Genomic DNA, 19061 nt, shown 5'->3' on the forward strand with positions numbered 1-19061 from the left:
CTCCGACAACGCGGCGAGGTGCCGTAGCTGGCGCCGCGGGCCCGAGAAGATCGCCCGGACAGGGCCTAGGCGTATCGGCCGGCTGAACCCATGCGTGCCGATCGCGTATGTGCATACGGCGTGACCGCCGGCCTGCTCGGCGACCTCGTCCTCGGCGATCCCCGCCGCGGGCATCCGGTCGCCGCGTTCGGGCGGGCCGCCACCGCCGTCGAGAAGGTCCTGTGGCATGACCACCGCGGGTGGGGCGCGCTGCACGCCGTGGTGTGCGCCGGGGGCGCGGCCGCCGCCGGCGCGCTGGCCGCCCGCGCCGTACGCTCCCGTCCCGCCGCCCATGCCGCGCTGACCGCCGCGGCGACCTGGGCCGTGGTGGGCGGGACGTCGCTGGGCCGCGAGGCCCGGGCCATCGGCGGCGCGCTGGCGGCCGGCGACCTCGACGTCGCCCGGGAACGGCTGCCCCGTCTGTGCGGGCGCGACCCGCAGTCCCTGGACGGCCGTCAGATCGCCCGCGCCGTCGTGGAGTCCGTCGCCGAGAACACCTCCGACGCGGTGGTGGGGGCCCTGGTGTGGGGCGCCGTCGCGGGCGTCCCCGGCCTGCTCGCGTTCCGCGCGGTGAACACCCTGGACGCCATGGTCGGGCACAAGTCACCCCGGTACCTGCGGTACGGCTGGGCCTCGGCCCGGCTCGACGACGTGGCGGGCGGGCCGGGCTCCCGGCTGACCGCGGCCGCCGCCGTACTGGCCGGGCCCGACCGCCGGGGGGCGGTACGGGCCTGGCGGCAGGACGCGGCAAAACACCCGAGCCCCAACGCCGGGCCGGTGGAGGCCTCGTTCGCCGGAGCGCTGGGCGTACGGCTCGGCGGCACCCTCTCGTACGCCGGCCGCGTCGAACACCGGCCGGTGCTGAACGCCGGTGGCCGGCCGGTCGAGGTGGCCGACATCGACCGCGCCGTGAAGCTGTCGCGCGTGGTCACCGGGGTGGCCCTGGGGGTGTGCGTCGCGGGCCGGCTCGTCGCCGGCCGGCTGATCGCTGGACGGAGGAGGACCGCATGAACCGCACGCGCGGGGGTGGACTGCTGGTCGCCGGCACTACGTCGGACGCCGGCAAGAGCGTTGTCACGGCCGGGATCTGCCGGTGGCTGGTACGCACCGGGGTGAAGGTCGCGCCCTTCAAGGCGCAGAACATGTCGCTGAACTCGTTCGTCACGCGCGAGGGCGCGGAGATCGGGCGGGCCCAGGCGATGCAGGCCCAGGCGGCACGGGTCGAGCCGAGCGCGCTGATGAATCCCGTACTGCTCAAGCCCGGCAGCGACCGCAGCAGCCAGGTGGTGCTGATGGGGAAGCCGGTGGGTGAGATGAGCGCGCGTGGGTTCTTCGGGGGGCCTGGGCCCGCGGCGGAGCCGCAATCAGACGCAGTGTCCCCCGGAAAAACGCTGCATGGCGGCCGGCAGGAGGCACTTCTCGGGACCGTCACGGCGTGCCTGGAGGAACTGCGGGGCACGTATGACGCCGTGATCTGTGAGGGGGCCGGCAGTCCTGCCGAGATCAACCTGCGGCGTACGGACATCGTCAACATGGGCATCGCCCGGGCGGCGGACTTCCCGGTGGTCGTGGTGGGAGACATCGACCGCGGGGGCGTCTTCGCCTCCTTCTTCGGCACGACCGCCTTGTTGAGCGCCGAGGACCAGTCGCTGATCGCGGGCTACCTCGTCAACAAGTTCCGCGGCGATGTGTCACTGCTGGAGCCCGGCCTGGAGATGCTCCGGGGGCTGACCGGACGTCAGACGTACGGTGTGCTGCCGTTCCGGCACGGGCTCGGCATCGACGAGGAGGACGGGCTGCGGGTCTCGCTACGGGGCGCCGTACGCGAGTCCGTCGTCGCCCCGCCGGTCGGCGAGGACGTGCTGCGGGTCGCGGTGTGCGCGGTGCCGCTGATGTCCAACTTCACGGACGTCGACGCGCTGGCCGCCGAGCCCGGCGTCGTCGTGCGGTTCGTGGACCGCGCCGAGGAACTCGCCGACGCCGACCTGGTGGTGGTGCCGGGAACGCGCGGCACCGTCCGGGCGCTGGAGTGGCTGCGGGAGCGCGGTCTCGCGGAGGCGATCGCGCGGCGCGCCGCCGAGGGCCGGCCCGTACTGGGCATCTGCGGCGGCTTCCAGCTGCTCGGCGCACACATCGAGGACGAGGTCGAGTCACGGGCGGGCCACGTCCCGGGGCTCGGACTGCTGCCGGTCCGGGTCCGGTTCGCCGTCGAGAAGACGCTCGCCCGGCCCGTCGGGGAGGCGCTCGGCGAGCCCGTCGAGGGATACGAGATCCACCACGGGGTGGCCGAAGTTCTCGGCGGCACCCCCTTCCTGGACGGCTGCCGGGCCGGCGACGTCTGGGGCACCCACTGGCACGGATCGCTGGAGAGCGACGGCTTCCGGCGCGCGTTCCTGCGGGAGGTGGCCGCCGCCGCGGGACGCCGCTTCGTACCCGCGCCGGACACGTCGTTCGGGACGCTGCGCGAGGAGCAGCTGGACCTGCTGGGCGATCTGATCGAAGAACACGCGGACACGGGTGCGCTGCTGCGGCTGATCGAGTCGGGCGCACCGTCAGGACTTCCCTTCATCGCACCTGGAGCGCCATGAGCACCGTGCTGTTGCTGTCCACCGCCGATACGGACCTGCTGGCGGCCCGGGCCTCCGGCGCGCCGTACCGCATCGGCAACCCGACCCGGATCGACGTCGCGGCCGAGCTGCCCGCGCTGATCGAGGGTTCCTCGGTGGCCGTCGTACGGCTGCTGGGCGGCAAGCGGGCCTGGGAGGACGGTCTCGCCGCGCTGAAGGCGGCCGGGATCCCGACCGTTCTGCTGGGCGGCGAGGCCGTACCGGACGCGGAACTGATGGCCGAGTCGTCGGTGCACGCGGGCGCCGTCGCGGAGGCGCTGCGGTATCTCGTCGAGGGCGGCCCGGCGAACCTGGTCCAGCTGGCCCGGTTCCTGACCGAGGACGTGCTGCTCGCCGGGCACGGCCGCGCCGGAGGCGCGCAGACCAGGCACAGCGAGGAGCCGCGGAGGATGCCCGAGTGGGGGCTGCACGGTGAGCGTGCGCAGGTGGCGGGGCGGCCGACCGTCGGCGTGCTCTTCTACCGGGCGCACCAGCTCTCCGGGAACACGGCCTTCGTCGACACGCTGTGCGACGCGATCGAGGCGAAGGGCGCCAACGCCCTGCCCGTGTACTGCGGTTCACTGCGCGGCGCCGAACCCGAACTGTACGAGCTGCTGGGCCGGGCCGACGCGCTGATCGCCACCGTCCTGGCGGCGGGCGGGACGCGCGCTTCGGACGCCTCCGCCGGCGGCGACGACGAGGCCTGGGACATCGGCGCGCTCGCCGACCTCGACGTACCCGTACTGCAGGGCCTGTGCCTGACGTCCTCGCGCGCCGCGTGGGACGAGTCGGACGCGGCCCTCTCCCCCATGGACGCCGCGATGCAGGTCGCGATCCCCGAGTTCGACGGGCGGCTCATCACGGTCCCCTTCTCCTTCAAGGAGCAGGGTCCCGACGACGTACCGGTGTACGTCGCCGACCCCGAACGGGCCGCGCGGGTCGCCGGGATCGCCGTACGCCACGCCGCGTTGAAGCACAAGCCCAACGGCGAGAAGAAGCTCGCGCTTGTCTTCACCGCCTACCCGACCAAGCACTCGCGCGTCGGCAACGCGGTGGGGCTGGACACACCCGCGTCCGCGGTACGGGTGCTGGACGCCCTGCGTGACGCCGGTTACCTGGTCGAAGGCCACCCGGACAACGGCGACGAGCTGATCCACCGGCTGATCAACGCCGGCGGTCACGACGTGGAGTGGCTGACGGAGGAGCAGCTCGCGGCCGCGCCGGCGCGCGTGCCGCTCGCCGACTACCGGGCCTGGTTCGACCGGCTGGAGCCCGGCCTGCGCGACGGCATGCTGGAGCACTGGGGCGAGCCGCCGGGCCAGTTGTACGTGGACGGCGACGACATCGTGCTGGCGTCCCTGCAGTTCGGGAATGTCGTGGTGATGATCCAGCCGCCGCGTGGCTTCGGGGAGAACCCGATCGCGATCTACCACGACCCGGACATGCCGCCCTCGCACCACTACATGGCGGCGTACCGCTGGCTGGACAATTCATTCGGCGCCGACGCGATCGTCCACATGGGCAAGCACGGCACCATGGAGTGGCTGCCGGGCAAGGGCCTCGGACTGTCGGCGGGCTGCGGCCCCGACGCCGTCCTGGGCGAACTGCCGCTGATCTACCCGTTCATCGTCAACGACCCGGGCGAGGGCACGCAGGCCAAGCGCCGCGGCCACGCCACGGTCGTGGACCATCTGGTGCCGCCGATGGCGCGCGCCGACACGTACGGCGACCTGGCCAAGCTGGAGCAGCTGCTCGACGAGTACGCGCTCGTCAGCGACCTCGACCCGGTGAAGGCGCCGGCCGTCCGCGCGCAGATCTGGACGCTGGTCAAGGCCGCCGAGCTCCACCACGACCTGCATGTCGACGAGCAGCCGGACGACGGCGACTTCAACGAGTTCGTCATGCACATCGACGGCTACCTCTGCGAGATCAAGGACGTCCAGATCCGCGACGGCCTGCACATCCTGGGCGGTGGCCCCGAGGCCGAGGCCCGGGTCAACCTGGTCCTGGCGGTGCTGCGGGCCTCGCAGGTGTGGGGCGGGACGGCGAACGCGCTGCCGGGGCTCAGGGCGGCTCTCGCCGAGCACTTCGGGCTGGAGGAGAAGGCACTGCTCGGTGAGCCGGGCGCGGCCGTGAAGGTGCCGGTGGAACTGACCGCGCTGGTCGACGGGCCGGCGCGTACCGGCGCCGACGCGATCGACCTGCTGGAGCAACTGTGCCGGCGGCTCGCGGAGGGGATGGAGGAGCGCGGCTGGGACGTCTCGGCGGTGGCCGGGCTGGTCGATGAGGTCCTCGGTGACGAACTCCCTTCTGCCGTGGCCGTGCTGGGTTTCGCGTGCGAGGAGGTGGTGCCGCGGCTGGCCCGTACGACCGACGAGATCGGCAACGTCCTGCACGCGCTCGACGGCGGTTACGTCCCCGCCGGGCCGTCCGGTTCACCGACGCGCGGGCTGGTCAACGTCCTGCCGACGGGGCGCAACTTCTACTCCGTCGACCCCAAGGCGATCCCGTCCCGGCTGTCGTGGGAGGTGGGCCAGGCGCTCGCCGACTCGCTCGTGGCGCGTTACCTCGCGGACACCGGCGACTACCCGAAGTCGGTCGGCCTGACGGTCTGGGGCACGTCCGCGATGCGCACCCAGGGCGACGACATCGCCGAGATCCTCGCGCTGCTGGGCTGCCGGCCGGTGTGGGACGACGCCTCGCGCCGGGTGACCGGCTTCGAGGTCGTACCGGTGGCGGAACTGGGCCGGCCGCGCATCGACGTCACCGTCCGTATCTCGGGCTTCTTCCGGGATGCCTTCCCGCATGTGGTGGGCCTGATCGACGACGCCGTACGGGCGGTGGCCGAGCTGGACGAGCCGGCCGAGTCGAACTACGTGCGCGCCCACGCTGACGAGGACACGGCGGAACACGGTGACCGGCGGCGTGCCACGGCCCGGATCTTCGGCTCCAAGCCCGGTGCGTACGGGGCGGGTCTGCTGCCGCTGATCGATGCGCGGAACTGGCGCTCGGACGCGGACCTGGCCGAGGTGTACGCGGTCTGGGGCGGATACGCGTACGGCCGCGGGCTGGACGGGCGGGGGGCGCGCGGGGACATGGAGACGGCGTTCCGGCGGATCGCGGTGGCGGCGAAGAATGTCGACACGAGGGAACATGATCTTGTCGACGCGGACGACTACTTCCAGTACCACGGCGGGATGGTCGCGATGGTGCGGCATCTGACGGGTGCCTCCCCTGAGGCTTATGTGGGTGACTCGGCGGTCCCGGACCAGGTGAAGACGCGCACGCTGGGCGAGGAGACGCACCGAGTTTTCCGCGCCCGGGTGGTCAACCCGCGCTGGATGAGCGCGATGAGGAGGCACGGCTACAAGGGCGCTTTCGAGATGGCCGCGACCGTGGACTACCTCTTCGGGTACGACGCGACGGCGGGCGTGGTCGACGACTGGATGTACGAGAAGTTGGCGTCCGAGTACGTCTTCGCCCCGGAGAACCGGGAGTTCATGCAGAAGTCCAACCCATGGGCGCTGCGGGGCATCACCGAGCGCCTGCTGGAGGCAGCCGACCGCGGGCTCTGGGAGGAACCGGACCAGGACACCCTGGACCGGCTCCGGCAGACCTACCTCGAACTCGAGGGCGATCTGGAGGGTGACGACGCATGAGTGTTCCCTATCCGTTCACAGCGATCGTCGGGATGGACGATCTGCGGCTCGGGCTGCTGCTGAACGCGGTGTCGCCCGCCGTGGGTGGCGTGCTGGTCCGGGGCGAGAAGGGGACGGCCAAGTCCACGGCCGTGCGGGCCCTTTCGGCGCTCTTGCCGGAGGTCGCGGTCGTTGCCGGGTGTCGTTTTTCGTGTGCGCCGGGTGCGCCCGATCCCGCGTGCCCGGATGGACCGCACGAGGCCGGCGGGACCGCCCGGCCGGCCAGGATGGTCGAGCTGCCCGTCGGTGCCTCCGAGGACCGGCTCGTCGGCGCGCTCGACATCGAGCGGGCGCTCGCGGAGGGCGTGAAGGCGTTCGAGCCCGGCTTGTTGGCCGATGCGCACCGCGGGATCCTGTACGTCGACGAGGTCAATCTTCTTCATGACCATCTGGTCGATCTGCTGCTGGACGCCGCCGCCATGGGTGCGTCGTACGTGGAGCGCGAGGGTGTGTCCGTACGGCACGCCGCCCGCTTCCTGCTCGTCGGGACCATGAACCCTGAGGAGGGCGAGCTGCGGCCGCAGCTGCTCGACCGGTTCGGGCTGACGGTGGAGGTGGCTGCCTCGCGCGAGCCCGACCAGCGCGTGGAGGTCGTGCGTCGGCGGCTCGCGTACGACGACGATCCGGTGGGCTTCGCGGCCAAGTGGGCCGCCGAGGAGGACGCCCTGCGGGCGCGGATCGTCGCGGCGCGGGCGCTGCTCCCGGAGGTGCGCCTCGGGGACGCCGCGTTGCGGCAGATCGCGGCCACGTGCGCCGCTTTCGAGGTGGACGGCATGCGCGCCGACATCGTGATGGCCCGGACAGCCACCGCGCTGGCTGCCTGGGCGGGGCGAACGGACGTACTCGCCGAGGATGTACGGCAGGCCGCGCTGCTCGCGCTCCCCCACCGGCGCAGGCGCAATCCCTTCGACGCGCCCGGACTCGACGAGGACAAGCTCGACGAGACCTTGGAGCAGTTCGGCGGGGAGGACGACGACGATCCCGACCCGGACGGCGGGCCGGACGGGGGTGGTCAGCCGCCCCAGGGTGACGGACCGGACGACGGATCGGACGGAGCTCAGGACACCGACCCCGCGCAGCCCGAGCCGTCCGAGGGCGGCGAGAGCAGCGCGTCCGCGGGCAGCGGTGAACGGTCCGCCGCGCAGGCGGGCGAGCCGTTCCGTACGAAGATGCTGAGCGTGCCGGGGCTGGGTACGGGGGCGGCGGGGCGCAGGTCCCGTGCCCGTACCGAGCACGGCCGGACCACCGGGGCCCGGCGGCCCCGCGGGGCGCTCACCAAGCTGCACCTGGCGGCGACCGTGCAGGCCGCGGCCCCGCATCAGCGGGCGCGCGGGCGCAGCGGGCCGGGTCTGGTCGTCCGGCGGGACGATCTGCGGCAGGCGACCCGGGAGGGCCGCGAGGGCAACCTGGTCCTGTTCGTCGTGGACGCCTCCGGTTCGATGGCTGCGCGGCAGCGCATGAGCGCGGTGAAGGGGGCGGTGCTGTCGCTGCTGCTGGACGCGTACCAGCGGCGCGACAAGGTCGGCCTGATCACCTTCCGGGGCAAGGACGCCGAGCTGGCGTTGCCGCCGACCTCGTCCGTCGACGCGGCCGCCGCCCGGCTGGAGCAGCTGCCGACGGGCGGCCGGACCCCGCTCGCGGCCGGCCTGCTCAAGGCGCACGACGTGCTGCGCGTCGAGCGGCTGCGCGATCCGTCGCGCCGGGCGCTGCTCGTCGTCGTGACCGACGGGCGCGCGACCGGCGGCGTGGATCCGGTGGCGCTCGGGGCGCGTGCCGCGCGGCTGCACGAGGTGGAGGGCACGGCCTCGGTGGTCGTGGACTGCGAGTCGGGGCCGGTACGGCTCGGGCTCGCGGGCGCGCTCGCCCGGGAGCTGGGCGGCACCGCCGTCACGCTCGACGAGTTGCGGGCCGACAGCATCGCCGGGCTGGTCAGGGACGTACAGGGAAGTCGGACCGGGAGGGCCGCGTAATGCCACAGGGACAGCCGTCCGTCGTACCGGACGACGGGCTCACCACCCGCCAGCGCCGCAACCGTCCGCTCGTCGTGGTCCACACGGGCATCGGCAAGGGCAAGTCGACGGCGGCCTTCGGGCTCGCGCTGCGCGCCTGGAACCAGGGCTGGCCGATCGGGGTGTTCCAGTTCGTCAAGTCCGCGAAGTGGAAGGTCGGCGAGGAGAACGCGCTGAAGGTGCTGGGCGCGAGCGGCGAGGGCGGGACCGTCGCCTGGCACAAGATGGGCGAGGGCTGGTCGTGGGTGCAGCGTGACGCGCAGCTCGACAACGAGGAAGCGGCGCGGGAGGGCTGGGAGCAGGTCAAGCGTGACCTGGCGGCCGAGACGTACAAGGTGTACGTGCTGGACGAGTTCGCCTACCCCATGCACTGGGGGTGGGTCGACACCGACGAGGTGATCGAGGTGCTGCGCGACCGGCCCGGCACGCAGCACGTGGTGATCACGGGGCGCAACGCGCCCGAGAAGCTGGTGGACTTCGCGGACCTGGTGACGGACATGTCCAAGGTCAAGCACCCGATGGACACCGGCCAGAAGGGCCAGAGGGGCATCGAGTGGTGACGATCCCGCGCCTGGTCGTCGCCGCGCCGGCCTCCGGCAGCGGCAAGACCACCGTCGCGACGGGCCTGATGGCGGCCTTCGCCTCGGCGGGGCTCTCGGTGTCCCCGCACAAGGCCGGGCCCGACTACATCGACCCGGGCTATCACGCGCTGGCCACCGGGCGTCCGGGGCGGAATCTCGACGCGTACATGTGCGGTACGGACCTGGTCGCGCCGCTGTTCGCGCACGGCGCGGCGGGGTGTGATGTGGCCGTGGTCGAGGGCGTGATGGGGCTGTACGACGGGGCGAGCGGGTGCGGTGAACTGGCCTCGACGGCACAGGTGTCGAAGCTGCTGCGGGCGCCCGTGGTGCTGGTGGTGGACGCGTCGTCGCAGTCGCGGTCGGTGGCGGCGCTGGTGCACGGGTTCGCGTCGTGGGATCCGGAGGTCCGGATCGGCGGCGTGATCCTGAACAAGGTGGGCTCGGACCGGCACGAGGTGCTGTTGCGCGAGGCGCTGGATGCGTCTGGGGTGCCGGTGCTGGGGGTGTTGCGGCGTGCGGGGCAGGTAGCGGCGCCTTCGCGGCACCTTGGGCTGGTGCCGGTTGCCGAGCGGCGTGTGGATGCGGTGGCGGCTGTCGCCGCGTTGGCGGAGCTTGTGCGGGTGGGGTGTGATCTGGATGCGCTGCTGGCGCTGGCTCGGTCCGCGCCGGCTCTGCTGGGCGAGGCGTGGGACCCAGCGGTCGCGGTCGCCTGCGGCGGGCCTGTTCCCCACCCCGCCCCTTCCCGGCTCCGTCGACATGCGGCTCCGCCGCGGGGGGGCTCCGCCCCAGACCCCGGTCCTCAATCTCCCCCAGCTACCGCTGGGAGGTGCCCCCAGGACGGGCTGAGGGGTGCGGCGGGCGGGCTGGAGGGTGCGCCGGGCGGGATGGAGCCGGGCGGGGTTCGGGGGCGGGGGCGGCCTGTCGTTGCTGTTGCCGGGGGGGCCGCGTTTACGTTTTCTTATGCCGAGCATGCCGAGTTGCTTGGCGCCGCCGGGGCCGAGGTCGTCGCCTTTGATCCGTTGCGGGACGAGCAGCTGCCCGACGGGACCGCGGGGGTGGTCATCGGCGGGGGGTTTCCCGAGGTGTACGCGCCCGAGCTGTCGGCCAACGAGCCGCTCCGGAAGGCCGTCGCCGAACTGGCCCACAGCGGCGCGCCCCTGGCCGCCGAGTGCGCCGGGCTGCTCTACCTCGCGCGGTCGCTCGACGGCAAGCCCATGTGCGGAGTGCTGGACGCGGATGCGCGGATGTCGGAACGGCTGACACTGGGCTACCGCGAGGCCGTGGCCGTCTCGGACAGTGTCCTGGCACAGGCCGGTACCCGGCTGCGGGGGCACGAGTTCCACCGCACCGTGCTGGAACCGGCCGCCGGCCCGGCGCCCGCCTGGGGGCTGGTGCACCCGGAGCGCCGGGTGGAGGGATTCGTACAGCAGGGCGTGCATGCGAGCTATCTGCATACGCACTGGGCGGCCACGCCCGGCATGGCACGGAGATTCGTCGAGAGGTGTGCGCAATGAGCAGCAGGCTGGTCGGTGTCGGGGTGGGTCCCGGCGATCCGGAGCTGGTGACCGTCAAGGGGGTCAGGGAGCTCCGGGAGGCCGATGTCGTCGTCGTACCCGTGATGGACAGTGGGGAGCGCGGCAGGGCCGAGGCGACCGTGCTGCACTACGTCGACGCGGCGAAGGTGGTCCGGGTCGTCTTCGCGCTCAACGAGCGCAGCGACCGCGGCCGGCGGGAGGCCGCCTGGGACGCCGCGGGTGCCCGGGTCGCCGAGCTGCTGGGCCGGCACGGCTCGGTGGCCTTCGCGACCATCGGGGATCCCAACGTGTACTCGACCTTCACCTACCTCGCGCAGACCATCGGGGAGCTGGTGCCGGGGACGGCCGTCGAGACCGTTCCGGGGATCACCGCGATGCAGGATCTGGCCGCGCGCAGCGGGGCGGTGCTCACCGAGGGGACCGAGCCGCTGACGCTCGTCCCCGTCACGGCGGGCTCGGCCGTGCTGAAGGACGCGCTCGAAGGGCCGGGCACGGTCGTGGCGTACAAGTTCGGGCGGCTGGCCCACGAGGTGGCGACCGCGCTGCGCGAGACCGGCCGGACCGAGGGCGCGGTGTGGGGTTCGGCGCTGGGGCTGGACGAGGAGTCGATCCGTCCGGCCGCCGAGCTGGCGGACGGACCGTTGCCGTACCTCTCCACGCTCATCGCACCCGCGCGGCGCGACGGTGGCCGCGGCGGGAAGCTGTGAGGCCGGCCCGCGACGGCCGCCGCCACGCCCCACTGCTCACCTGACGCCCCTTCTTGCGCACATCGCGCACATCCGATCCTTGCGCACATCCGAGTTCCACCCGAGTTCCACCCCGTTGACCCGAGAGGACCCCTACTCATGGCCGCTGCCCCCACCGGCAAGGTGACCTTCGTCGGTGCCGGACCCGGCGCCGCCGACCTGTTGACGTTCCGGGCCGCCAAGGCCATCGCCGACGCCGATGTCGTCATCTGGGCCGCGAGCCTGGTGCAGACCGAGGTCCTGGAGCACGCCCGGGAGGGCGCGGAGGTGCTGGACTCGGCGGCGATGTCGCTGGAGGACGTCGTCGCGGTGTACGAGCGGGCGGTACGGGACGGCCTGCGGGTGGCCAGGGTGCACTCCGGTGACCCGGCCCTGTGGGGCGGTACGCAGGAGCAGGTCGACCGCTGCGCGGAGCTCGGTCTCGAGGTCGAGATCGTGCCCGGCGTCTCGTCGTTCTCGGCCGTGGCGGCGATCGCCCAGCGGGAGCTGACCATCCCCGAGGTCGCGCAGTCGGTGATCCTGACCCGGCTCGGCGGCGGCAAGACGCCGATGCCGCCCGGTGAGGAGGTACGGGAGTTCGCGCGGCACGGTACGACGATGGCCGTGTTCCTGTCAGCCGCGCGGTCGGGGCAGTTGACGGCGGAGCTGCTGGAGGGCGGGTATCCGACGGACACGCCGGTCGTCATCGCGTACCAGGCGACCTGGCCGGAGGAGCTGGTGCTGCGCTGCACGATCGGCACGCTGGAGGAGACCGTCAAGGAGCACAAGCTCTGGAAGCACACGCTCTTCCTCGTCGGCCCGGCCCTGTCCGCGTCCGGTACGCGCTCGCACCTGTACCACCCCGGCCACTTCCACGGCTTCCGCAAGGCCGACCCGGCTGCCCGCAGGTCGCTGCGCGCGCAGGGTGCGGGGGCCCAGGGTGCGGGAGCGCAGGGGGCCGGTTCGTGATCACCGTCATCGGTACGGGAACGGGCGCCCCGCCGGCCGCCCGTGACCGCGCCACGCTGGACGCCGCCACGCTGGTGGTCGGCGGGCAGCGGCATCTCGACGCCGCCGCGGTGCCGGCCGGCGCGGCGCGCGTGGTGCTCGGGCCGCTGGCCCCCGCGTTCGACGCGATCGACGCGCACCTCGCGAAGGACGGCCCGGACGGCCCGGACAGCCCCGCGGGGGTGGTCGTGCTGGCCTCCGGCGACCCCGGGTTCTTCGGGATCGTGCGGGCGCTGGCGGAGCGCTTCGGGGCGGACGCACTCGATGTCCGGCCCGGTGTCGCGTCGGTGGCGGTGGCCTTCGCACGGCTCGGACTGCCCTGGGACGACGCGGTGGTGGTCAGCGCACACGGGCGGGACCTGCGGACGGCGGTCAACGTGTGCCGGGCCCATCCCAAGACCGCGGTGCTCACCGGTCCGGGCGCCGGGCCCGCGGAGCTGGGTGCGGAACTGGCCCGCCGGATGGTGGACCGCACCCTGGTGGTGGCGTCGGCGCTGGGGGATCCGGAGCACGAGCGCCTGGAGCGGGTGTCACCGGCCGAGGCGGCGGGCCGCGCGTGGGGTGCGGTGAGCGTGGTGGTGTGCCTGGACGAGTCGCGGGCGCTCTCACCGGTACGGACGGTCGCGGGCCCGCGGCCCACCCCGTCCCAATGGGCCCTGGCGGAGGACGACTTCAGCCACCGGGACTCGATGATCACCAAGTTCGAGGTGCGCGCGCTGGCGCTGGCCCGGCTGGGGCCTCGCCTGGGTGACCTGGTGTGGGACATAGGGTCCGGGTCCGGTTCGGTGGCCGTGGAGTGCGCGCGGTTCGGTGCGGCGGTGGTCGCGGTCGAGAAGACCGCGGACGGCATCGGGCGTATCCGGGCCAACGCGGCCGCCCACGAGGTGGACGTCCGGATCGTGCACGGCGCGGCGCCCACGGTGCTGTCCGATCTCGCGGACCCGGACGCGGTGTTCATCGGCGGTGGCGGCCGGGAACTGCCCGCGATCGTCACGGCGTGCGCCCGGCGGGCGCGGCGCAGTGTGGTCGTCGCGATGGCGGCGCTGGACCGGGTGCCCGCGGTACGGGACGCGCTGTCGGCTGCCGGGTTCGTGCCCGACGGCGTACTGCTGCAGTCCTCGCGGCTCGCGCCGCTGCCCGGCGATGTGCACCGGCTCGCCGCCACGAACCCCGTCTTCCTGTTGTGGGGCAACCGCCCCTCGGACACGGCAATTGAAGGAGCAGTCGAGTGATCGGCCTGATTTCCGCCACGGCGGCGGGCGCTGCCGCCCGCGACCGGCTGGCCGCGGCCTGGCCCGGCCGCACCCGGGTCTACGAGGGCCCGGTGCGGGAGGCCGTGGAGCGCGCGTTCGCGGAGTGCGAGCAGCTGGTGTGCTTTCTCGCGACGGGGGCGACGGTCCGTCTGATCGCGCCGCTGCTCGCGGACAAGGCGTCCGACCCGGGCGTCGTCACGGTGGACGAGTCGCTGCGCCACGCGGTGGCCCTGCTGGGCGGCCACGGCGGCGGGGCCAACGCCCTGGCCCACGCGGTCGCGGACATCCTCGGCTGCGCCCCGGTGGTGACGACGGCTACGGACGCCACGGACATCCCTGGACTGGACACGCTGGGCCGCCCGGTGGAGGGAGCGGTGGCCGCGGTGACGCGAGCGATCCTGGACGGCGAGCGGGTGGCGCTGCGGGCGGACGAGGTCTGGCCCCTGCCCCCGCTGCCCCCGAACGTGGTACCGGAACCGGTGCCTACGGCCGCCGAGGCTCCCGGCGAGCCGGCCGCCGTTCTCGTCACCGACCGGATCGTCGCGCTCGGGGAGCGGGACGCCGTGGTGCGGCCGCCTTCGCTCGTGGTCGGGGTCGGCGCCAGCAAGGGCGCGCCCGTCGACGAGGTGCTCGGGCTCATCGAGGGTGCCCTGCGGGACGCCGGGCTCTCCGCCGGGTCCGTCGTGGAGCTGGCGACCGTGGACGCCAAGGCCGGCGAGGCCGGGATCGTCGGGGCCGCCGCCCGGCTCGGGGTGCCCGTGCGGACGTACGACGCCGGGACGCTGGCCGGCATCGCGGTGCCGAACCCGTCCGGGGCTCCACTCGCCGCCGTCGGGACGCCCTCCGTCGCGGAGGCCGCGGCCCTCGCCGGCGGGGGCGAACTCCTCGTACCGAAGCGGAAGTCCGCCCCCGAGGGCCGCGCCGCGATGGCCACCTGTGCCGTCGTGCGGCGGGCGCCGCGCGGGCGGCTGGCCGTCGTCGGGCTCGGTCCGGGCGCGCGGGACCTGCTCACCCCCCGGGCTCGGGAGGAGCTGCGGCGCGCCTCGGTGCTGGTCGGGCTCGACCAGTACGTCGACCAGATCCGGGACCTGCTGCGGCCCGGGACGACGATCCTGGAGTCCGGGCTCGGCGCCGAGGAGGAGCGGGCGCGGACCGCCGTCGCCGAGGCACGCAGGGGCCACGCCGTCGCGCTGATCGGCTCGGGCGACGCGGGCGTGTACGCCATGGCCTCCCCCGCGCTCGCCGAGGCGGCCGACGACATCGACGTGGTCGGGGTGCCCGGGGTGACCGCCGCTCTCGCGGCCGCCGCCATCCTCGGTGCGCCGCTCGGCCACGACCACGTCTCGATCAGCCTCTCGGACCTGCACACGCCGTGGGAGGTCATCGAGCGCCGGGTGCGCGCAGCGGCCGAGGCGGACATCGTGGTGACCTTCTACAACCCGCGCAGCCGCGGCCGCGACTGGCAACTGCCCAAGGCGCTGGGGATTCTCGCCGAGCACCGCGCGCCGGCCACGCCGGTGGGTGTCGTACGCAACGCCTCCCGCGGGGACGAGAGCAGCAGGCTGACGACGCTCGCGGGACTCGATCCGGCGACGGTGGACATGATGACGGTGGTGACCGTCGGCAACACGGCCACGCGGGAGATCGCGGGCCGGATGGTGACACCCCGGGGATACCGGTGGCAGTCGGAGGGAGCACGGTGACCAGGGTCGTCCACCCCATCGAGCAGGAGTCGTTCCGCAGGCTGCGGACCCGGCTCGACACCTCGCACTTCCCGCCGCTCACCCGGGCGGTGGTGGAGCGGGTCATCCACTCCAGCGCGGACCTCGCGTACGCGGACGACCTCGTCTGCGACGAGGCCACCCTGCGTACCGCGCACACCGCGCTGCACGCCGGTGCGCCCGTGGTCGCGGACGTCGAGATGGTCGCGGCGGGCATCACGCGCCGCGAGAGCGTGTGCCGGCTGAAGGACGCCACGGCAGGTCCCGGCGGCCTGACCCGGTCCGCGCACGCGGTCCGGCTCGCGTACGAGCAGGTCGGGCCCGGCGCGGTCTGGGTGATCGGCTGCGCACCCACCGCGTTGGAGGAGCTGCTCATCCTCGATGCCGCGCCCGCGCTCGTGATCGGCCTGCCGGTCGGCTTCGTCGGGGCGGCCGAGTCGAAGGCCGCGCTGCGCGAGAGCGGCCTGCCCGCCGTCAGCAACGTTTCCGAGAAGGGCGGTTCCGCGGTCGCCGCGGCCGCGCTCAACGCCCTGCTCTACACCCCCCTCACCTCCCTCGGTACCAAGGAGAACGCGTGACCACCCCGCACCCCACCCCGCCCCCCGCTCTGCTCGTCGCAGGCCATGGCACCCGGGACGAAGCGGGAGCCGAGGCCTTCCGCGACTTCGTCCGGGAGCTCGGCCGCCGCAACCCCGAACTGCCCGTCGCGGGCGGCTTCATCGAGCTGTCCCCGCCGCCGCTGGGCGAGGCCGTGACCGAACTGGTCCAGCAGGGGGTACGGCGCTTCGCGGCGGTCCCCCTGATGCTGGTGTCGGCCGGGCACGCCAAGGGCGACATCCCGGCGGCGCTGGCACGGGAGAAGGAACGGCACCCCGGCATCTCGTACTCCTACGGCCGTCCGCTCGGCCCGCACCCGGCGCTGCTGTCCGTGCTGGAGCGGCGGATCGACGAGGTGATCGGCGAGACGGACCGCTCGGACGTGACCGTGCTGCTGGTGGGCCGCGGTTCGACCGACCCGGACGCCAACGCCGAGGTGCACAAGGCGGCCCGGCTGCTGTGGGAGGGGCGCGGTTACGCGGGGGTGGAGACCGCGTTCGTGTCGCTCGCGGCGCCCGACGTGCCCTCGGGGCTGGACCGGTGCGTGAAGCTCGGCGCGGGGCGGGTCGTCGTCCTGCCGTACTTCCTGTTCACCGGCATCCTTCCGGACCGGGTCCGTTCGCAGACGGCGGACTGGGCGGCGGCGCACCCGGGGACCGAGGTGCTGTCGGCCGATGTCATCGGGCCGACGGAGGAGTTGCTCGGCCTGGTGATGGAGCGCTACCGGGAGGCGGTGCGGGGGGATCTGCGGATGAACTGCGACTCGTGCGTCTACCGGATCGCGCTGCCCGGGTTCGAGGACAAGGTGGGCCTGCCGCAGCAGCCGCACTTCCACCCGGACGACGACGGACACGATGGACACGGTCACGGCGGGCATGGGCACGGTGGGCACCACCATCACCACCACAGCGGCCATGCACACGCCCACTGAAGCGGGTGCCCACGATCTGCGTCACCACGGGGACGCGGAGGTGCGCGGCGGGGATCTCACCGATCTCGCGGTGAACGTACGAGCCGGGACTCCCCCGGCCTGGCTCAAGGCGCGCATCGCCGCGTCCCTGGACTCACTCGCCGCCTACCCCGACGGGCGGGCGGCGCGGGCGGCGGTCGCGGGGCGGCACGGGCTGCCGGTGGACCGGGTGCTGCTGACGGCGGGCGCGGCGGAGGCGTTCGTGCTGCTCGCGCGCGCTCTGCGGGTGCGGCGGCCGGTGGTCGTGCACCCGCAGTTCACGGAGCCGGAGGCGGCGCTGCGGGACGCGGGGCACGAGGTGCGACGGGTGCTGCTGGCCGAGGAGGACGGGTTCCGGCTGGACCCCGCCGCCGTCCCCGAGGACGCGGATCTGGTGGTGGTCGGGAACCCGACGAACCCGACGTCCGTACTGCATCCCGCTGACGTCCTGGCCCGGCTGGCCCGCCCCGGGCGCACGCTCGTCGTCGACGAGGCGTTCATGGACGCGGTGCCGGGTGAGCGCGAGGCGCTGGCCGGGCGCGTGGACGTGCCCGGACTGGTGGTGCTGCGCAGCCTGACCAAGACGTGGGGGCTGGCGGGCCTGCGGATCGGTTACGTCCTGGCCGAGCCGGCGACCGTCGCCGCGCTGGAGCGGGCGCAGCCGCTGTGGCCGGTCTCGGCGCCGGCGCTGGCGGCCGCCGAGGCGTGTGTGTCCACGGCGGCACTCGCTGAGGCCGGGCACGCCGCGCACCGGATCGCGGCCGACCGGGCCCATCTGCTGGCCGGACTGGCCGAGTTCGACGAGGTGCGGGTGGTGGAGCGGGCGGCGGGACCGTTCGTCCTGGTCCGGATGGAACGGGCGGACGAGGTACGCGAGCGGCTGCGCGGCCTGGGCTTCGCGGCCCGGCGGGGGGACACGTTCCCGGGCCTGGGCCCGGAGTGGCTCCGGCTGGCCGTACGGGACCGGTCGACAACGGGCCGCTTCCTCCAGGCCCTCGACCAGGCCCTGACCCTGACTACCCGCTGACCCGCCCGGCGATGCGGCCCGGCGCGCGGCCGGGACCGTCACCGTTCCGTGCGCCGGGCCGGGCGCGCGCCGCCCCCTACGGGAACCGGAAGGCGCCGACACCGCCCCGGCGCGGTGCGCCGGGGGGGGCACCCGGTCCCGACGGACGGCGTCAGGAGCGGGATCGGCCTCGGGCCAGGATCAGGGAGGCCGCTCCTGCCGCTACGAGTGCGATCGCTCCGGCCGCGACGTACGGGGTCGTGGAGCTGCCGCCCGTCTTGGCCAGGGACTCCTCGGCGGGCTCGGTGCCGCCGGACTGGGCCTCCAGGCCCACGGGCTCCTGCTTGGCGGGGATCTCGGCCGGGGCTGCGGCCGGGGCCTTGGGCGAGGCGCACGTCGCCTCCGCCAGCGTGATCTCGCCCTCGACTTCCGCGACGTTCAGCTTGAGCGGGTTCAGCGACACCTTCAGCCGCAGCGCGGTGGCGGCGGCGGTGGAGGACGTGGTCTCCGTCTTCGACAGGTCGAGCCGTACCTCACCGATCCCCGGCACCGCCACCCGCGTCGTACCGCCCGTGGTGAGTGTCGTCCGCTTGCCGAGCACGGTCACCGCACCCAGCACGTTCGACTCCGCGACCGGCTGCCCGCCCGCCTCGCAGACGGCCTTCGAGGTGACCTTCTCGACCTCGATCAGGGACAGCAGCGGCAGCCCCGGGACATGGACCCTCGCCCGGGCGAGGTTGCTGTGGCCCTCCGCCCGCTGCCGGTCGGCGGTCGCCTCGGCGGTGGCGACGTCCGCGCGCAGCACCTGGAACGGCCTGCCCCGGTCGACCCCGTCCAACGTGACCGTCAGGGCGGTCTCCTCGGCACTCGCCGGCGCCTGTACCTCGTTGAGGGTGGCCTTCAGCGGGACGTGGACGGTCTTGTTGAGCAGGGCGACATCGAGCCCGGTACGCAGGACGACTGCACTCGCCCGGCCCTCACCGCCGGTGGTGCCGGTGGCCTGCGCGGGGGACGCGGCCAGCAGGGCGGCCGGTCCGGCGAGCAGGGCGGCGGCCGCGACGGCGGAGGCGCAGCGGCGTGCGGGCATGCGGAAGGTGTTGCTGTTCAAGGTGGTGGAACCCTCACAGGAGACATGGAGCCGCCGGCGCCGCCGATGGGGGACATCGCGTGCGCCGACGACCTCGACTCCGGAATCTTCACGCACGGAGAGTGAACGGTCAGCAACCTGACGTGAGTTCACTCCAACGTGGCGTATCCGTCCCTGTATTCGAATCCGGTGGCACGCGGGTTCCCTTACGTCACCCGTTTTCACGGACCGTACGGAGTGCGCCGGT

14 protein-coding genes are annotated in these 19061 nt (G+C 73.8%); 13 read left to right on the forward strand and 1 reads right to left on the reverse strand.

The features are described from left to right. Positions 1-90 precede the first annotated feature (90 nt). The 13 genes from ACWV17_RS21210 (at position 91) to cobC (ending at position 17748) form a co-directional block, all read left to right on the forward strand. Positions 91-1050 (forward strand): cobalamin biosynthesis protein, encoded by a 960-nt coding sequence (locus tag ACWV17_RS21210; RefSeq protein WP_455360982.1) that lies wholly within the window; start codon positions 91-93, stop codon positions 1048-1050. Then, a complete protein-coding gene (locus ACWV17_RS21215; RefSeq protein ID WP_455355830.1) occupies positions 1047-2627 on the forward strand; it encodes a cobyric acid synthase in 1581 nt (526 codons plus the stop codon). Before ACWV17_RS21210 ends, ACWV17_RS21215 begins: the two co-directional genes overlap by 4 nt. Next, a complete protein-coding gene (gene cobN, locus ACWV17_RS21220; RefSeq protein WP_455360983.1) occupies positions 2624-6304 on the forward strand; it encodes a cobaltochelatase subunit CobN in 3681 nt (1226 codons plus the stop codon). The genes ACWV17_RS21215 and cobN overlap by 4 nt, the downstream gene beginning before the upstream one ends. Beyond that, positions 6301-8313 (forward strand): putative cobaltochelatase, encoded by a 2013-nt coding sequence (locus tag ACWV17_RS21225; protein WP_455360984.1) that lies wholly within the window; start codon positions 6301-6303, stop codon positions 8311-8313. The genes cobN and ACWV17_RS21225 overlap by 4 nt, the downstream gene beginning before the upstream one ends. After that, complete coding sequence (gene cobO, locus ACWV17_RS21230; protein ID WP_455355833.1) at positions 8313-8912, forward strand: cob(I)yrinic acid a,c-diamide adenosyltransferase; 600 nt, start codon at positions 8313-8315, stop codon at positions 8910-8912. The genes ACWV17_RS21225 and cobO overlap by 1 nt, the downstream gene beginning before the upstream one ends. After that, the gene (locus tag ACWV17_RS21235) at positions 8906-10447 is read left to right on the forward strand and encodes a cobyrinate a,c-diamide synthase (protein WP_455360985.1); all 1542 of its coding nucleotides are present in this window, start codon (positions 8906-8908) and stop codon (positions 10445-10447) included. Before cobO ends, ACWV17_RS21235 begins: the two co-directional genes overlap by 7 nt. Further along, positions 10444-11175 carry a precorrin-2 C(20)-methyltransferase gene (gene cobI / locus ACWV17_RS21240; protein ID WP_455355835.1) on the forward strand — a complete coding sequence of 244 codons (732 nt, stop codon included), beginning with the start codon at positions 10444-10446 and terminating at the stop codon, positions 11173-11175. Before ACWV17_RS21235 ends, cobI begins: the two co-directional genes overlap by 4 nt. 138 nt (positions 11176-11313) lie before the next feature. Further along, entirely contained in the window at positions 11314-12162 is an 849-nt protein-coding gene (gene cobM / locus ACWV17_RS21245; RefSeq protein WP_455360986.1) for a precorrin-4 C(11)-methyltransferase, read from the forward strand. After that, positions 12159-13433: a precorrin-6y C5,15-methyltransferase (decarboxylating) subunit CbiE gene (gene cbiE, locus ACWV17_RS21250; protein WP_455360987.1), complete on the forward strand. Its 1275-nt coding sequence runs from the start codon at positions 12159-12161 to the stop codon at positions 13431-13433. The genes cobM and cbiE overlap by 4 nt, the downstream gene beginning before the upstream one ends. Continuing rightward, on the forward strand, positions 13430-15157 hold the full coding sequence (cobJ, locus tag ACWV17_RS21255; protein WP_455360988.1) for a precorrin-3B C(17)-methyltransferase: 1728 nt from the start codon (positions 13430-13432) through the stop codon (positions 15155-15157). The genes cbiE and cobJ overlap by 4 nt, the downstream gene beginning before the upstream one ends. Further along, positions 15154-15753: a precorrin-8X methylmutase gene (locus tag ACWV17_RS21260; protein ID WP_455360989.1), complete on the forward strand. Its 600-nt coding sequence runs from the start codon at positions 15154-15156 to the stop codon at positions 15751-15753. The genes cobJ and ACWV17_RS21260 overlap by 4 nt, the downstream gene beginning before the upstream one ends. Next, the gene (locus ACWV17_RS21265; protein ID WP_455360990.1) at positions 15750-16703 is read left to right on the forward strand and encodes a sirohydrochlorin chelatase; all 954 of its coding nucleotides are present in this window, start codon (positions 15750-15752) and stop codon (positions 16701-16703) included. Before ACWV17_RS21260 ends, ACWV17_RS21265 begins: the two co-directional genes overlap by 4 nt. Further along, entirely contained in the window at positions 16687-17748 is a 1062-nt protein-coding gene (gene cobC / locus ACWV17_RS21270; protein ID WP_455361018.1) for an Rv2231c family pyridoxal phosphate-dependent protein CobC, read from the forward strand. Before ACWV17_RS21265 ends, cobC begins: the two co-directional genes overlap by 17 nt. Positions 17749-17899: 151 nt before the next feature. Here the strand turns inward: cobC and ACWV17_RS21275 are convergent, their stop codons facing one another. Beyond that, positions 17900-18835 (reverse strand): SCO1860 family LAETG-anchored protein, encoded by a 936-nt coding sequence (locus tag ACWV17_RS21275; RefSeq protein ID WP_455360991.1) that lies wholly within the window; start codon positions 18833-18835, stop codon positions 17900-17902. Positions 18836-19061: the final 226 nt, after the last annotated feature.

The sequence above is a fragment of the Streptomyces mabaensis genome (assembly GCF_053763515.1).

Excerpts from the sequence above, each read along its gene's own strand:
- ACWV17_RS21210 (WP_455360982.1), top strand. The coding sequence starts at position 91 with ATGCGTGCCGATCGCGTATGTGCATACGGCGTGACCGCCGGCCTGCTC.
- ACWV17_RS21215 (WP_455355830.1), top strand. The coding sequence starts at position 1,047 with ATGAACCGCACGCGCGGGGGTGGACTGCTGGTCGCCGGCACTACGTCG.
- cobN (WP_455360983.1), top strand. The coding sequence starts at position 2,624 with ATGAGCACCGTGCTGTTGCTGTCCACCGCCGATACGGACCTGCTGGCG.
- ACWV17_RS21225 (WP_455360984.1), top strand. The coding sequence starts at position 6,301 with ATGAGTGTTCCCTATCCGTTCACAGCGATCGTCGGGATGGACGATCTG.
- cobO (WP_455355833.1), top strand. The coding sequence starts at position 8,313 with ATGCCACAGGGACAGCCGTCCGTCGTACCGGACGACGGGCTCACCACC.
- cobI (WP_455355835.1), top strand. The coding sequence starts at position 10,444 with ATGAGCAGCAGGCTGGTCGGTGTCGGGGTGGGTCCCGGCGATCCGGAG.
- cobM (WP_455360986.1), top strand. The coding sequence starts at position 11,314 with ATGGCCGCTGCCCCCACCGGCAAGGTGACCTTCGTCGGTGCCGGACCC.
- cobC (WP_455361018.1), top strand. The coding sequence starts at position 16,687 with ATGCACACGCCCACTGAAGCGGGTGCCCACGATCTGCGTCACCACGGG.